We start from the raw sequence: 15,463 nt of genomic DNA on the forward strand, positions 1-15,463 counted from the left end.
AGACTCGTCCAAAATAATGCTATAATTAAACAGAATTGCGGAAAGAAGAACGATCCGGATATTTTTTTTGTATGAACGAACTGTAATCATGATGAATGGACCAATTTTTTATTCAATATCAGGAAATAAAAAAAGCACCCATTCACTGTACTGAACTGCTGCTTTCACCCAGTTCGCTAAAGAAATTGTGATTAACTAAAATGGGCAGCCGTGATGCATTTATAACGCCCGGCAAAAATGAGTTCTTAGAAAATCTTATGTAAAGGAAGTAAAAATAGAATGTCATTTGATGGATTATTTACAAAAGCGATGACGGAAGAAATCGCTTCTTTATTAGAAGGTGGACGAATCAATAAGGTACATCAGCCTTATAAAAATGAAGTAATACTGGTTGTTCGTGCTGGAGGTAAGAACCATAAGCTCTTATTATCAGCCCATCCAAGTTATTCGAGGGTGCAAATGACCGAAGAAAGTTATGAAAATCCCAAAGAGGCACCCATGTTCTGCATGCTTCTTAGGAAGCACCTCGAAGGCTATACGATAGAAAATATTTATCAATATGAACTTGATAGGATGATCATTTTTGAAGTGAAGGGCCGTAATGAGCTTGGCGATGTCTCTCAAAAGCAGTTAATCATCGAAATCATGGGGCGACACAGCAACATTGTTTTAGTAGATAAAGAACGAAATATGATTTTGGACAGCATTAAGCATGTTTCACATGCCGTCAACAGTTATCGGGCGATATTGCCCGGCCAGGAATATAAGGCTCCACCCGCACAGGAAAAGAATGATCCCTTCAAGGCTACCGAGGACGATATCAGGAAGAATATTGACTTCAATGCAGGAAAGCTGGATCGACAGCTTGTTGCCCATTTTTCAGGAGTTTCACCATTAGTTGCAAAGGAAGCCGTCTACCGGGCCGGACTTGCCAACAGCACGACCCTTCCAACAGCCTTTTTAAAGATTATCCAGGAAATCTCGGAACAGAAATATGCTGCCACGATCAAACAAGATGGAAATAAAGAAGTTTTTTATATGCTTTCACTAGAGCATCTGTCTGGGAATCAACGTACGTTTTCTTCATTGAGCGAGATGCTGGACCGCTATTACTTCGGAAAGGCAGAAAGAGATCGGGTTAAGCAAAAAAGCCAGGATGTAGAACGTTTCATTACTAATGAAATCGAAAAGAACTCAAAAAAAATCGGCAAGCTCGAACGTACATTGAAAGATACTGAACGCGGAGAACAGTATCAGTTGTTCGGTGAGCTGCTTACAGCTAATCTATATCAAATGAAAAAAGGCATGAAGGAAATAGAAGTCGTCAATTATTATGATGAAGAACAAAGTATGGTCACCATCCCGCTTGACCCATTAAAAAATCCGTCAGATAATGCACAAAAGTACTTCTCCAGATACCAAAAGTCCAAAAATGCAGTCGGAGTGGTCCAAGAACAAATCGAAAAAACTAAATTGGAATTGGCCTACTTCGAAGCCTTGCATCAGCAGCTCCAATCAGCGTCACCCAGGGATATAGAGGAGATACGCGAAGAACTTCAGGAAGAAGGATACATTAGGCAAAAAAAGAAAAAAGGCATGAAAAAGCCTGCAAATGCAAAACCGCAGCTTGAAACATATTATGCTACGGATGGAGATCTCATTTTTGTCGGGAAGAATAATAAACAAAATGATTATTTAACGAATAAGTTTGCACGCCGTGATGAAATATGGCTTCATACCAAAGATATACCCGGCTCACATGTTGTGATTCGAAATGAATCGCCAAGTGAAAAAACGATAAAAGAGGCAGCCGTATTAGCAGCTTTCTTCAGTAAAGCAAAGCAATCGAGTTCAGTGCCCGTTGATTTCACACAGGTTCGCCATGTTAAGAAACCGAATGGTTCCAAGCCCGGGTTCGTAATCTATGACCAGCAGCAGACCGTTTATATTACACCGGATGCCGATACTGTTATACGCTTAAAGGAAGCGGTAAAGGAGTAAAAAAATAGAGGGGGCCCAGTCCTAAGTGATTGGGCCCCCTCTATTTTCATGCCGAAATCCAAGCTGTATCAGCCGGATTCTCCCGCCATTTTTTTAGCTTTTCCAATTCTTCTGCCGTGATGTACCCTTTATCATTAGCGACTTTTATCAAAGTAGAGTAGTCACTCAACGAATGGTTAATAATGCCCTCAGCTTCGAATTTTTCTTTTCCCTTTTCCAATTCGTAAGTAAAGATCGAAACGACTCCTAGAACATCACATCCGGCCTCTTTCAGCGCGTTAACAGCAGTAATCACACTTCCGCCGGTTGAAATCAAGTCTTCTACAACCACCACTTTTTGTCCTGGAACTGCGCGGCCTTCGATTTGATTGCCCTTTCCGTGCTCCTTGGCTTTGGATCGAACATAGCACATCGGTGCATTTAATTTTTCACTCACCCAAGCTGCATGCGGAATGCCGGCAGTTGCTGTGCCCGCAATCAGTTCAGCCTCAGGGAAATGCTGTTCAATTAAACCTTTCAATCCTTCCGCTATTTCATTGCGAACCTCTGGGTATGAAAGGGTTAAGCGATTATCACAATAAATGGGTGATTTAATTCCAGATGCCCAAGTAAAGGGGTCATTCGGCTGTAGGTACACTGCTTTTATTTCCAATAGATGTTCAGCTATCTTATTATTTAACATGATATTCCCTCCCAAGCTGCTTTCATATCCAAATACGCCCTTAATGGATCTGCCGCCCCCGTTATGGCTCTCCCTACAACGATGGCATCCGCTCCAAAATCCCTAGCTTGTTCAGGCGTGGCAATTCTCTTTTGATCATGCGTCTGTCCACCTGCACTTCGGATTCCAGGTGTGACGGTTAAGAATTCATGACCGATGCGTTCATGTATGTTCTTTACTTCATGGGTAGAACAGACGACGCCATCCAATCCTGCCTGTCTAGTAAGTTTTGCATAATGGAGGACCGAATCTTCCAGAGACCCGGCAATGTTTTGCTCAGCATTCATTTGTTCTTGTGACGTGCTCGTCAGTTGGGTAACCCCAATGCATAATGGTCGTTTTTTACCAGCGGACGTACCCTTATCCAGACCTTCCATGGCTGCTTCCATCATTTTTTGTCCACCTGCCGCATGTACATTGACCATGTCAGCGCCTAAAGCTGCCAATCCGGTCATGGCCATTTTAACGGTGTTTGGAATATCATGAAGCTTCAAGTCCAAAAACACATCGTGACCTTGCTCCTTTACGAAAGAAACGATTGATGGACCATTCTGATAAAATAATTCCATCCCCACTTTTACAGCCAGTTTTTCCGAATGGAACTGTTTTAGGAATGTCTCCGTTTGAAGGAGGTCAGGGAAATCAAGAGCGATTATTAGTGACTGTTTCATTTTGCTTCCAGCTCCTTCCGGTACATTCTGAAATATGGTCAAATCCCAGCTCATCCAACAATTTCGGTAATTCTTCGATGATGGTCGGGCATACAAAGGGATCCACGAAGTTCGCGGTTCCCACCGCAACAGCACTGGCACCCGCATAGAAAAATTCAATGACGTCTTCCGCCGTAGCGATGCCGCCCATTCCGATTATTGGAATAGAAACTTGCTGGCTAACCTCATAAATCATCCGGAGCGCTACAGGTTTTATTGCAGGACCAGATAATCCACCCGTTCTGTTAGAAAGGATCGGTTTGCCCGTTTTTAAATCCAATCGCATGCCGACTAATGTATTTATCATTGTCAACCCGTCGGCCCCGCCATCTTCAACCGCTTTGGCCATATCCACAATATTACTGACATTCGGTGAAAGCTTCACATAGACTGGGACGGAAGATACTTCCTTTACCGCCTTGGTTACCTCTTTGGCAACTTCCGGTACCGTACCGAAAGCTATGCCTCCTTCTTTTACATTCGGACAAGAGATATTCAATTCAAGTGCTTTCACATTCCCCGCCTTGCTTATTTCACTGGCAACTTTTACATAGTCATCTATTTGCGAACCTGCAACGTTGGCAATGATGGGAACATCATACCTACCTAGCCAGGCCAGTTCTTCACTGATGACCTTTTCCAAGCCTGGATTCTGCAGACCGATGGCGTTCAGCATTCCCGAAGAGGTTTCCGCAACACGCGGAGTCGGGTTGCCGAACCTCGGCTCAGGAGTGGTCGCTTTGATCATGATCGCCCCAAGAATATCCAAGTCGAAAAATTGACTGTATTCACGGCCGAATCCAAAGCATCCAGATGCTGGCATGACCGGGTTTTTCAAGTGTAATCCTGGTAATTCAACTGAAAGCCTGCTCATAATACCACCTCTCCTGCCCGGAATACGGGTCCATCGCTGCAAACCTTTTTATAACTGAAACCAGTTGGATCATCCCCTGTATGACACACGCAAGCAAAGCATGCACCGATGCCGCATCCCATCCTTTCCTCAAGTGACAGGAAAAGCTTTTTCTCACGATAGCCCGATTCCAAGGCTCTTAACATTGGTGTAGGCCCGCATGAAAAGATCGTTGCAAACTCTTGCTCCAGATTGTCTATTACAGTCGTAACAAATCCTTTTGTCCCGTATGAACCATCCACCGTGGCAATATAGGTATCACCTAATTCACTGAATTCTTTTTCGTAAAAGATGGCTGACTTGGTCTGGAAGCCCAATACATGGATTACCGTAACACCTTTCGCAACCAACATTTTTGATAATTGATACAGGGGCGGGACACCAATCCCGCCGCCAACCAATAATGCCGTTTCACCCTGTTTAGCCTCATGAACGGGAAATCCGTTGCCAAGAGGTCCAAGGATATCGACCGCTTCCGCCTCTTTACGCTGCGATAACAGTGTCGTTCCTTTACCTTCAGCCCGGTATATCATCGTGAACTGTTTTTCACTGCTGTTGTAAGAAGAAATCGAAATCGGGCGTCTTAACAATGGCTCAGTGCCTTCTGTTGTCTTGACTTGGACAAACTGGCCTGGTTGATTCATCTCTGAAACCAATTCACCTTGCAGGGTAAGTTCAAAGATGGATGGGGCCAGTTCCTTATGATTTAACACCTTCATTCTTTCCTTCTTGATCATATATAGCTCACCTCACGACTTTTTTCCGTTTTTCCCATTGCTTCTGCCGAGAAGGTCATGGATTCTATCACTCTTAAAATGGCTTCTGCCGTATCAAGTGATGTTAGGCATGTCACTCCATTTTCAACCGATTCACGTCGGATTCTAAAACCATCCCGTGCCGGCTGCTTACCTTTTGTCAAAGTATTTATGACAAATTGCGCTTCCCCGTTCCGGATGACATCCAGCAGGTTTGTACCTTCTTCGCCAATTTTTCCGACAATCGCAGTCGGGATTCCTGATTGCTCCAATAGGGCAGCAGTTCCGCTGGTGGCTATCAGCTTGAAGCCGATATTATGGAAACGCCTTGCTAAAAGCAGCGCTTCTTGCTTATCTTTATCCGATATCGTCAATAACACCGAACCATGCCCCTTGATCTTGAAACCGGAAGCGACCAGCCCTTTATATAAAGCTTTTTCAAGGGTGCTATCTTTCCCCATTACTTCACCGGTCGATTTCATTTCAGGTCCGAGTGAGATGTCCACACCTCTTAATTTCGCAAATGAGAAGACCGGCACTTTCACATAGACCCCAGTTTGTTCTGGCACTAACCCCGATTTGTAACCTTGGCTTTCAAGCGTGTGGCCCAAGATGACCTTCGTGGCTAAGTTAGCCATCGGCACATTCGTAATCTTACTTAAGAATGGAACGGTTCGGCTGGAACGTGGATTTACTTCAATCACATACACTTCTTCATTGCTGATGACATATTGAATGTTCAAGAGACCAATTATATTCAAGCCTTTTGCCAATCGGGTCGTATAATCAATGATTACTTCTTTTTGTTTTTCCGTTAAGTTTTGTGGCGGATAGACTGCAATCGAGTCACCTGAATGGACGCCGGCGCGCTCAATATGCTCCATGATCCCAGGGATAACGACCGTTTCTCCATCGGAAATACCATCCACTTCGATTTCCTTACCCGTTAAGTAGCGGTCTATCAGGACAGGATGATCCGGATTTATTTTTACGGCATTTTTCATGTAATGCAGCAATTCTTCTTGTTTATAGACGATTTCCATCGCTCTTCCTCCGAGGACATACGATGGCCTTACTAAAACCGGGTACCCGATATCTTCAGCGATGATGATCGCTTCATCAACCGATGTTGCAGTTTTGCCCTTTGGCTGAGGGATGCCTAAATCCTTAAGTGCTTTTTCAAATTTATTTCGATTTTCCGCCCTATCCAGGTCTTCAAGTGAAGTACCAAGGATTTTCACTCCTCTTTCAACAAGACCATCTGCAAGGTTGATAGCTGTCTGTCCGCCAAACTGTACGATGACCCCTTCCGGTTTTTCCAAATCGATGACATGCATGACATCTTCAATAGTCAATGGTTCGAAATAAAGTTTGTCGGAGATACTGAAATCCGTCGAAACTGTTTCTGGATTGTTGTTGATGATGATCGCTTCATATCCCGCTTCCTTAATGGCCCATACAGAGTGTACGGTCGCATAATCAAACTCTACTCCTTGCCCGATCCGAATTGGGCCTGATCCCAGAACAATGACACTTTTCTTGTCAGTGACGATGGATTCATTCTCATCTTCGTATGTCCCATAAAAATACGGAGTTTCCGATTCGAATTCGGCAGCACATGTATCAACCATTTTGTAAACAGGGATGATTCCTTGCTGTTTCCGGTATTCATAGACATCAATTTCGGGAACTCCCCATATTTCCGCGATCGTTTTATCAGAAAACCCTAGTTCTTTAGCCTTTTGCAATACTTCACAATCAAAAGAATGTTCTTTAAGCTGCTTTTCAAAGTCGATTATCTTTTTCAACTTATGCAAGAAGAATAAATCGATCTGGCTCCATTCGTGGATGGTTTCGATCGTTTTTCCCCTTCTTAACGCTTCACCGATATAGAATAACCGTTCATCTCCGGCTTTTCTGATCCGTTTCTCTATCTTTCCATCCTCAAACTCGTCATTCAAATTAAGATGGAATATACCCGCTTCAAGGGAACGCACAGCTTTTAAGATTGATTCCTCGAATGTACGGCCGATTGCCATGACTTCTCCGGTCGCTTTCATTTGGGTACCGAGCCTACGGTTGGCGCTTTCGAACTTATCGAAAGGCCAGCGCGGAATTTTCGTAACGACATAGTCCAGTGCCGGTTCAAAGCTGGCATAGGTTTTGCCAGTGACAGGGTTCATCATTTCATCGAGCGTCAAACCAACGGCTATCTTTGCTGCTAGCTTTGCAATTGGATACCCAGTCGCTTTTGAAGCAAGTGCCGAAGAACGGCTGACCCTTGGGTTCACTTCAATGACATAATATTGATAGCTGTTTGGATCTAGCGCAAGCTGAACATTACATCCACCTTCAATTTTCAAGGCGCGGATAATCTTCAAAGACGTATTTCGAAGCATTTGATACTCTCTGTCACTTAATGTTTGGCTTGGTGCCGCAACGATTGAATCGCCTGTATGGACACCGACAGGATCGAAGTTTTCCATATTACAAACAACTATTGCATTATCATTGGAATCACGCATCACTTCATATTCCACTTCTTTGAAACCGGCAATGCTCTTCTCAAGCAGACATTGGTGAACCGGGCTGCTTTTCAGGCCACCCTCAACGATCTCGATAAGCTGCTCTTCGTTATCACAAATCCCACCGCCCGTTCCGCCAAGCGTGAAGGCTGGACGAACAATGACCGGATAGCCGACTCGTTCAACAAATGTATAAGCTTCTTCCAGGTTATGAATAATGTCACTGTCAGGCACTGGTTCCCCCAGATCATTCATTAGCGTACGGAAAAGGTCACGGTCTTCCGCTTGTTGGATAGCCGAAAGTTTGGTCCCAAGAATTTGGACATTGCATTCTTCCAGGATTCCTGATTCGGCAAGCTCAACTGCCATGTTCAAGCCAGTCTGTCCGCCCAAGGTAGGTAACAATGCATCCGGGCGCTCTTTACGAATGATTTTGCTGACAAATTCCAATGTGATCGGTTCGATATAAACCGCGTCAGCCATTTCAGTGTCTGTCATGATTGTCGCAGGGTTAGAGTTAATCAGGATCACTCGATAGCCTTCTTCTTTTAAGGCTATACACGCTTGGGTTCCTGCATAATCGAACTCGGCGGCCTGTCCGATGACGATCGGACCGGAACCAATTACTAGGATGCTTTTTATATCATTGCGTTTTGGCATGTTTTTTCCCCCTTGTTGGTTGCAGCTTCAATCATTTGTAAGAATTCATTGAATAGGTAGTTGGCATCTTCCGGACCTGGTGATGCTTCCGGGTGATATTGTACGGTGAAAGCTGGATACTTTTTATGGCGCAGACCTTCAATCGTATCGTCATTCAATGCTGTATGTGTCACAATAAGATCTGTACTTTCAATGGAAAGCTCTTCAACTGTATATCCATGATTTTGAGATGTGATGGATACCTTTCCGGTACGAAGGTCCCTAACCGGATGATTCGAACCTCGATGGCCGAATTTTAATTTTGCCGTATCCGCCCCGTTTGCAAGTGCGAATAATTGATGTCCTAAACAGATTCCGAATAACGGTACTTGCGTTTGGATTGTACGGATCATTTCGAGCGTCTCATGAACACTTTTCGGATCTCCAGGGCCGTTTGAAAGCATCACGCCATCCGGATGGTATTGCATCACTTCTTCGGCCGTGACGTTATAAGGTACAACCACGACATCACAGCCGCGCTTCGTCAACTCACGTAAAATCCCATGCTTCATGCCGTAGTCTACAAGAACAACCCGCGGGCCTCTGCCCGGGCTGGAATAAGGTGCTTTTGTTGAAACCTGTTTTACCTGATTAGAAGGAATCACTGTTGCCTTCAATTGGGAAACCACTTCACTTGCATCTTTATTGATATTGCAAAGCGCCCCTTTTAGTGCACCTGATTTCCTGATGATTCTTGTCAGCTTTCTCGTATCGATTCCGCTTATTCCAGGTATGTTCTTCATTTTCAGATATTCATCTAGTGATAATTGGTTTCGCCAGTTGGAAGGAAGTTCTGCTGTTTCCTTAACGACGAATCCTGCTATGGCTGGATTGATGGATTCAAAGTCATCGCGGTTTATCCCGTAGTTCCCGATTAATGGATACGTAAGTGTAACGATTTGACCGCAATACGATGGATCGGATAGAATCTCTTGGTAACCGGTCATTCCTGTGTTAAAAACGACTTCACCTATTTTTTCTACGTCCCCGCCGAATGCTTCCCCAAGGAATACTGTCCCATCTTCTAAAATTAGCTGTCTTTTCATCCTTGAACACGTCCTTTTTCCCAAGCTATTTTTCCTTCTGCAATCGTCATGACTGGCCAGCCATAACATTTCTTTTCATTAAAAGGTGTATTTTTCCCTTTTGAAGCAAACTCTTCAGCATTAATTTCTTTTTCCGTTTCCAAATCGATGAGTACGATATCCGCAGTAGCACCTTCTTTTAGCTCTCCATAAGGAAGGGAGAAGCTTTCGGATGGTTTGATTGTCATGAAATCGATCAATTGCTTTAATGTTATGACGCCCTTTTTAACCAATTCGGTGTAAAGCAGCGGGAAGGCCGTTTCCAATCCTGCGATTCCGAAAGGAGCCAGCTGCATTCCCTGCGCCTTTTCCTCTGCCGCATGCGGGGCATGGTCTGTTGCTATAAAATCGATGGTTCCGTCAAGCAGTCCTTCAATCAACGCGTCCCGATCTTCACGGCCCCTTAATGGCGGGTTCATTTTATAATTCGTATCAAGTCCCGGTATATCATCTTCACACAATAATAAGTGATGCGGTGTTACTTCGGCGGTGACGCGGATACCTGCACGCTTTGCATCCCTTACCGTCCTTACCGATTCCTTAGTGGATATATGGCACACGTGATAATGGCAGTCTGCCGCTTCGGCAAGAAGTATATCCCGGGCGATATGTACAGCTTCACATACCGACGGAATTCCATTGATCCCCTGTTCTTTTGAGAATCTTCCTTCATGGACGGAGCCTTTATTGATTAAGCTATTGTCTTCACAATGAGCAACAATGGCCATATCTTGAGCTGCTGCCCGTTTCATCGCTTCCAGCATCATCCCGGCTTCTTGAATTCCTACGCCATCGTCTGTAAAGGCGAAAGCACCCGTTTGTTTTAGTGAAGCAAAGTCGGTCAGCTCCTTGCCAGCTTCCCTAATCGTAATGGATGCATATGGGAGTACCCTGACATGAGCCGTTTCTTCAATTTTCCTGTTAAGCGCTTCTAGGTTCTCCACTGTATCAGGAACTGGCCTTGTATTAGGCATCGCCGCTACCGTAGTGAAACCGCCTCTTGCCGCTGCAAGCGTCCCGCTTGCGATTGTTTCCTTATGTTCACCGCCCGGTTCGCGTAAATGGACATGCAGGTCAACAAGCCCAGGTGTAATCAGTAATCCTCCAGCGTCAACTACGTTACAATTTTCCGTCGCCAAGTCCTCGCCGATCTTTGTGATGACCTTGCCTTCTATCTCAATGTCCGCTTTTTTGAATGAGTTTTGATTATCTAGCAATACTCCATTTTTGATTACTGTTTTCATGGATGTTTCCCCCTTCGGTTTGTTCAAGCACATTTTTTAATACGGCCATTCTAATGAACACGCCATTTTCCATTTGTTTAAAAATTCTCGAGCGGCTGCATTCGACTAAATCACTGTCTATTTCAACACCGCGGTTTATTGGTGCAGGATGCATGATGATCGCATCCGGTTTCATATTTTTTTCACGTTGTTTGGTCAGGCCGAATTTTTCCAGGTAATCTCCATTTGCCTGATCGTATTTATCAATATGCCTTTCATGCTGTATTCTGAGCAGCATGACCACATCTGATGTAGCTACCGCATGATCGATGTCTTCATACCTTCCTAAACTGTTTGTTCTGTCAAACCATTCAGGCGGACCCGAAAATACGACATTCGCTCCTAAACGAGTCAGTGCTTCTGCATTCGATTTTGCAACCCGACTATGCCTTACATCACCGATTATCGCAATCTTCAAACCTTTGAAACTTTTAAACTCTTGTTTAATCGTCAATAAGTCCAGTAATGATTGGGTTGGGTGATTTCCGCAGCCATCCCCTGCATTGATTATTGGAATCGCGATCTTCTCATTCAATTCGTCAAAATAATTATCCTGTTCATGACGGATGATCAAGGCATTTACACCTATCGCTTCTAACGTTTTAACTGTGTCATATAAGGTTTCGCCTTTTAACACGGATGATGTACCCGCATCAAAAGGAATGACCTCAAGTCCCAATTTTCTTTCAGCCATTTCAAAGCTTGATTTTGTACGTGTACTTGGTTCAAAGAAGAGATTGGCAACTGTGGTCAGTTGCTTTGGAATCCAGCTGGTTCCGTTGGCAAAACACTCTGCCTCATGTAAAATCCCTTCAATCTCACTTATTGTCAATTCATTCATGGTCAATAATTTTTTCATCGATCCTGCTCCTCTCACATTTGTGATGCGGGGCATAAAAAACACCCCGCCATTAAGGACAGGGTGTAGGTCATAAAGATTGTGAGGACACGGAATGGTTTACACTTTTCTCCGTTCTCATTCATCTTTACAGCAACACCCTTTTAAGCCTCTCTGGACTTCTTTTAAAAGGTGATCTATTGTTTTGATGCAATATCTTATTTTCCAAATATATCTCCGGATATTTTTTCCCGGTCAGGAAGAATCAAGTTAAGAAGGATTCCGACGATGGCTGAAAGTGCCATTCCGGAAAGCGATACCGTTTCCGATAGTTGTACGAACGCTCCTCCGATTCCTAACACCAGGATGACTGAAGCTATCATCAGGTTTCTTTTCTTGTCAAAGTCGACCTTATTATCAATTAGCATCCTCAATCCACTTGAGGCGATGATACCGAAGAGCAAGATGGAAATGCCGCCCATCACAGCTGTAGGTATCGAGCTGATGACTGCTGAAATCTTACCGTTAAAGCCAAAGATGATTGCAGTCAATGCCGCCCCTCCGATGATATAGACACTGTAAGCCTTCGTCATAGTCAGGACCCCAATATTTTCACCATACGAAGTCAGCGGCGGCCCACCGATGAAGGACCCAATCATGATTCCTGCGCCATCTCCTAAAATCGAGCGATGCAAACCTGGCTTTTCCAAAAAGTTTCTGCCGACTACTTTGCTCAGTACCATCTGGTGACCGATATGTTCTGATAAAGTTACGATGGCAACCGGTACCATGATGGCAATGACTTCCCATGAGAAGGTCGGTGTATAGGTTACATACGGAAACATGAATTCAGGCATTTCCCACCATTTTGCTGCCTTGATTGGTTCATAATCTATTATACCTGCTACAGCCGAACAGCCGTAGCCCACTATGATTCCCATTAAAATGGGGATCAAGTTAATGAATCCCTTAAAGAATACGTTGCAGATGATTGTTACCGCTAAAGTGATCAGCGCTATAATTATATAAGTGACGCTGTATTTATCTTGCGGATCATACATTGCCATGTCCACTGCCGTTCCGGCAAGGCTTAATCCGATTACGATAATCACCGGACCCACCACAACCGGAGGAAGTATATTCATTAACCAGCTCAAACCGACTTTTTGGATGATCAAAGCTACAATCCCATATATGAACCCTGCCGCAAAACAGCCGATCATGGCCGCTTCCGGACCTCCCAAAGCCTTAGCCGCGATGATTGGCGTAATGAAAGCGAAAGATGAACCGAGATAAGCTGGTATCTGACCTTTCGTTATCAATAAGTACGAAAGTGTTCCCAACCCGCTTGAAACCAGTGCTACCGCCGGGCTTAAACCTACCAGGAATGGCACCAGCACCGTTGCGCCGAACATGGCGAACAAATGCTGGATGCTTAACGTAATCCACTGTCCAGCCTTTGGCACGTCCTCGACATCCAGTACGATGTCCCTTTTCATTTCTTCCATTTCCGTATCCCCCTCATGAAAATTCCATCAAAACTGTAAAAACCCTCTTTGCAGTATACAAAGAGGGTTTCTCAGAAGGTAAATGCCTATACATGGGCATAGCTCTTCCGATTGACTCCCCTTTGCCAGCCTCTCTGGACTGTCTTTAAAAGGGTAATATGAAATTTTCATGGTGTTTAGTTTTCTAATATAGTAACTTGATCTACTTGATCTACTTCTGTTAAAGTAACTGTAATTTTTTCAGATTGGGAAGTCGGAACGTTTTTACCGACGAAATCCGCGCGAATCGGCAGTTCCCTATGTCCCCTATCCACTAATACGGCAAGCTGGATCTGCGAAGGTCTTCCCAAATCCACCAGAGCATCCATTGCCGCTCTAACGGTTCTGCCTGTGAAAAGAACATCATCCACTAAAATCACTTTCTTGTCAGTGATATTGACCGGAATGTCCGAACCTTTTACGATGGGTTCCCCATCATTGGTCTTTTTCGAAAGGTCGTCGCGATAAAGTGTAATATCCAGTTCACCCAGCTCTATTTCCTTGCCTTCTATTTGATTGATGCGCTTTGCAAGTCGGTCAGCGAGGAAAATCCCGCGTGTACGTATCCCGATTAAGACGCAATCCTCAATCCCCTTATTTTTCTCAATGATTTCATGGGCAATCCTTGTCAAGGCTCTGCTAATGGCCTGCTCATCAAGTACTATGGCTTTCTCATTCAACACGTCGGCCACCCCGATTCTTTTTTCTGATAAGTCAATTTCAACAAAAAAATCCTCATGCCAAGAAGGCATGAGGATTTTATCGCCATGGGCATAATTATCCCACTTTGCGTATCCGTTTCCTTCTCAGTCTCTCTGAACTGTGTTAAAGGTTCTTATTAAGTTGTTATTATAATATATCAAAAAAATGAATTTGTCAATCATTACTTCTACGTAATTGATTAATTAGATTTTCAAACTCCTCCGGAATCGGAGCTTCGAATTCCATATACTCATTTGTTCGTGGATGAATGAAACCTAGAAGACCGGCGTGCAACGCTTGTCCATCCAATTTCAGGGTCTTTTTTGGACCATATTTAGGATCTCCCGCCAGTGGGAAACCAATGTATTTCATATGAACACGGATTTGATGCGTCCTTCCTGTTTCAAGCTGGCATTCCACCAAAGTGAAATCTTTGAAGCGTTCGATGACACGGAAATGCGTGACGGCATTTTTGGCATTCGAATCTGTGACAGTCATGCTTTGGCGATCTTTTTTATCGCGGCCGATCGGTGCATCGATCGTTCCGAAATCATGAGGGATCACACCATGAACTACAGCTTGATACTTACGGGTAACCGTTTTGTCAACGAGCTGCTGTACCAGTTTCTCATGTGCCATATCATTTTTGGCAACCATCAATAGCCCTGATGTATCTTTGTCGATCCGATGGACGATTCCAGGACGCATGACACCGTTGATTCCAGAAAGATCCTTGCAGTGAGCCATCAATCCATTTACAAGCGTGCCAGATACATGTCCCGGTGCCGGATGGACGACCATACCGCTCGGTTTATTAACCACGAGTACATCTGCATCTTCATAATAGATATCCAAATCCATTTCCTCTGCTACCGCATCCAATTCCTCAAGTTCTGGAATCGTCACTTCGATTGTATCGCCAGGAACGGCTTTGTAATTCGTCTTAATAACCGCGCCATTTACCAAAACGTGATCTTCCTTGATCCATTGCTGGACTTGCGTGCGAGACCATTCCTCATTTAAAGTGGAAAGGGCCTTATCAATCCTAACTCCTTTTAGTGTTTCATCGATGCTGTATAACCTTTTATCCATTATCTTTCTCCTTAGCGTTTTTTTCTTCTAAAAACATATGAATCACGAGCAGTCCGACACCAATTGAAAGCGCAGCATCAGCAACATTAAATACCGGGAAACTATAGCTGAAAATATAGGTATGAACGAAATCCACTACTTCCTGACGAGCAACACGATCGATGAAATTACCAATCGCACCGCCTAGCATGAGACCAAGTGCAACTCCGAGCAAAATGCTTTCCTTCGCCATTTTCTGAATATAATAGACAAGTCCAATAATGACAGCGATGGTGATGATGTAGAAAAACCACATTTGACCTTGTAGAATTCCCCATGCTGCCCCACGATTACGATGCGAGGTGATATATAGAAGGTTTTCAATAATTTCAATGCTTTCTCCGTACTCCATTTTTTTCACAATCATCCATTTTGTCAGCTGATCGAGAGCTATGACCAAAAGGGCAATCAAATAATAAAACACATTTTTTCCCCCAAACTAATCAAATCTTCACTTTTGAATTGTAGCATAAACTAGAAATAATGACTAATCCGAAAAACAGAAGTCCGCTAACTGTTCTTTAAGAATATCGGGAAGATTGGATAAAGGCAA

13 protein-coding genes are annotated in these 15,463 nt (G+C 43.9%); 1 reads left to right on the plus strand and 12 read right to left on the minus strand.

Features of this window, described 5'->3' with window-relative positions; all coding sequences use genetic code 11:
- Positions 1-279 precede the first annotated feature (279 nt).
- Entirely contained in the window at positions 280-2,001 is a 1,722-nt protein-coding gene (locus tag ACZ9AO_RS12880) for an Rqc2 family fibronectin-binding protein (protein ID WP_134783284.1), read from the plus strand.
- A gap of 46 nt (positions 2,002-2,047) precedes the next feature.
- Here ACZ9AO_RS12880 and pyrE read toward each other — a convergent pair whose 3' ends face one another.
- The 12 genes from pyrE to lspA form a co-directional block, all read right to left on the minus strand.
- Entirely contained in the window at positions 2,048-2,683 is a 636-nt protein-coding gene (pyrE, locus tag ACZ9AO_RS12885; RefSeq protein WP_034313822.1) for an orotate phosphoribosyltransferase, read from the minus strand.
- Entirely contained in the window at positions 2,677-3,393 is a 717-nt protein-coding gene (gene pyrF, locus ACZ9AO_RS12890) for an orotidine-5'-phosphate decarboxylase (protein ID WP_054396936.1), read from the minus strand. The genes pyrE and pyrF overlap by 7 nt, the downstream gene beginning before the upstream one ends.
- A complete protein-coding gene (locus tag ACZ9AO_RS12895; RefSeq protein WP_251538921.1) occupies positions 3,365-4,306 on the minus strand; it encodes a dihydroorotate dehydrogenase in 942 nt (313 codons plus the stop codon). The genes pyrF and ACZ9AO_RS12895 overlap by 29 nt, the downstream gene beginning before the upstream one ends.
- Entirely contained in the window at positions 4,303-5,082 is a 780-nt protein-coding gene (locus ACZ9AO_RS12900) for a dihydroorotate dehydrogenase electron transfer subunit (RefSeq protein ID WP_476109199.1), read from the minus strand. Before ACZ9AO_RS12900 ends, ACZ9AO_RS12895 begins: the two co-directional genes overlap by 4 nt.
- Complete coding sequence (carB, locus tag ACZ9AO_RS12905) at positions 5,079-8,285, minus strand: carbamoyl-phosphate synthase large subunit (protein ID WP_053534349.1); 3,207 nt, start codon at positions 8,283-8,285, stop codon at positions 5,079-5,081. The genes ACZ9AO_RS12900 and carB overlap by 4 nt, the downstream gene beginning before the upstream one ends.
- Positions 8,264-9,370, minus strand: a complete 1,107-nt coding sequence (locus tag ACZ9AO_RS12910) for a carbamoyl phosphate synthase small subunit (protein WP_048684617.1) — start codon at positions 9,368-9,370, stop codon at positions 8,264-8,266. The genes carB and ACZ9AO_RS12910 overlap by 22 nt, the downstream gene beginning before the upstream one ends.
- Complete coding sequence (locus ACZ9AO_RS12915) at positions 9,367-10,653, minus strand: dihydroorotase (RefSeq protein WP_476109200.1); 1,287 nt, start codon at positions 10,651-10,653, stop codon at positions 9,367-9,369. The genes ACZ9AO_RS12910 and ACZ9AO_RS12915 overlap by 4 nt, the downstream gene beginning before the upstream one ends.
- Positions 10,616-11,551: an aspartate carbamoyltransferase catalytic subunit gene (locus tag ACZ9AO_RS12920; RefSeq protein ID WP_251538913.1), complete on the minus strand. Its 936-nt coding sequence runs from the start codon at positions 11,549-11,551 to the stop codon at positions 10,616-10,618. Before ACZ9AO_RS12920 ends, ACZ9AO_RS12915 begins: the two co-directional genes overlap by 38 nt.
- A gap of 197 nt (positions 11,552-11,748) precedes the next feature.
- Positions 11,749-13,038, minus strand: coding sequence for a solute carrier family 23 protein (locus ACZ9AO_RS12925; RefSeq protein ID WP_082196681.1), 1,290 nt, complete (start codon positions 13,036-13,038; stop codon positions 11,749-11,751).
- A 176-nt stretch (positions 13,039-13,214) separates the two neighbouring features.
- Positions 13,215-13,757: a bifunctional pyr operon transcriptional regulator/uracil phosphoribosyltransferase PyrR gene (pyrR, locus tag ACZ9AO_RS12930; RefSeq protein WP_048684666.1), complete on the minus strand. Its 543-nt coding sequence runs from the start codon at positions 13,755-13,757 to the stop codon at positions 13,215-13,217.
- A 196-nt stretch (positions 13,758-13,953) separates the two neighbouring features.
- Positions 13,954-14,871, minus strand: coding sequence for an RluA family pseudouridine synthase (locus ACZ9AO_RS12935; RefSeq protein WP_476109201.1), 918 nt, complete (start codon positions 14,869-14,871; stop codon positions 13,954-13,956).
- Complete coding sequence (gene lspA, locus ACZ9AO_RS12940; protein ID WP_034313851.1) at positions 14,864-15,334, minus strand: signal peptidase II; 471 nt, start codon at positions 15,332-15,334, stop codon at positions 14,864-14,866. The genes ACZ9AO_RS12935 and lspA overlap by 8 nt, the downstream gene beginning before the upstream one ends.
- Positions 15,335-15,463 lie beyond the last annotated feature (129 nt).

The sequence above is a fragment of the Peribacillus sp. TE19612 genome (genome assembly GCF_056279465.1).

Bases quoted from the DNA above. Each gene is read 5' to 3' on its own strand.
- ACZ9AO_RS12910 (WP_048684617.1), bottom strand. From the start codon at position 9,370: ATGAAAAGACAGCTAATTTTAGAAGATGGGACAGTATTCCTTGGGGAA.
- ACZ9AO_RS12895 (WP_251538921.1), bottom strand. From the start codon at position 4,306: ATGAGCAGGCTTTCAGTTGAATTACCAGGATTACACTTGAAAAACCCG.
- ACZ9AO_RS12880 (WP_134783284.1), top strand. From the start codon at position 280: ATGTCATTTGATGGATTATTTACAAAAGCGATGACGGAAGAAATCGCT.
- ACZ9AO_RS12915 (WP_476109200.1), bottom strand. From the start codon at position 10,653: ATGAAAACAGTAATCAAAAATGGAGTATTGCTAGATAATCAAAACTCA.
- ACZ9AO_RS12900 (WP_476109199.1), bottom strand. From the start codon at position 5,082: ATGATCAAGAAGGAAAGAATGAAGGTGTTAAATCATAAGGAACTGGCC.
- ACZ9AO_RS12920 (WP_251538913.1), bottom strand. From the start codon at position 11,551: ATGAAAAAATTATTGACCATGAATGAATTGACAATAAGTGAGATTGAA.
- carB (WP_053534349.1), bottom strand. From the start codon at position 8,285: ATGCCAAAACGCAATGATATAAAAAGCATCCTAGTAATTGGTTCCGGT.
- pyrF (WP_054396936.1), bottom strand. From the start codon at position 3,393: ATGAAACAGTCACTAATAATCGCTCTTGATTTCCCTGACCTCCTTCAA.
- ACZ9AO_RS12935 (WP_476109201.1), bottom strand. From the start codon at position 14,871: ATGGATAAAAGGTTATACAGCATCGATGAAACACTAAAAGGAGTTAGG.
- ACZ9AO_RS12925 (WP_082196681.1), bottom strand. From the start codon at position 13,038: ATGGAAGAAATGAAAAGGGACATCGTACTGGATGTCGAGGACGTGCCA.
- pyrE (WP_034313822.1), bottom strand. From the start codon at position 2,683: ATGTTAAATAATAAGATAGCTGAACATCTATTGGAAATAAAAGCAGTG.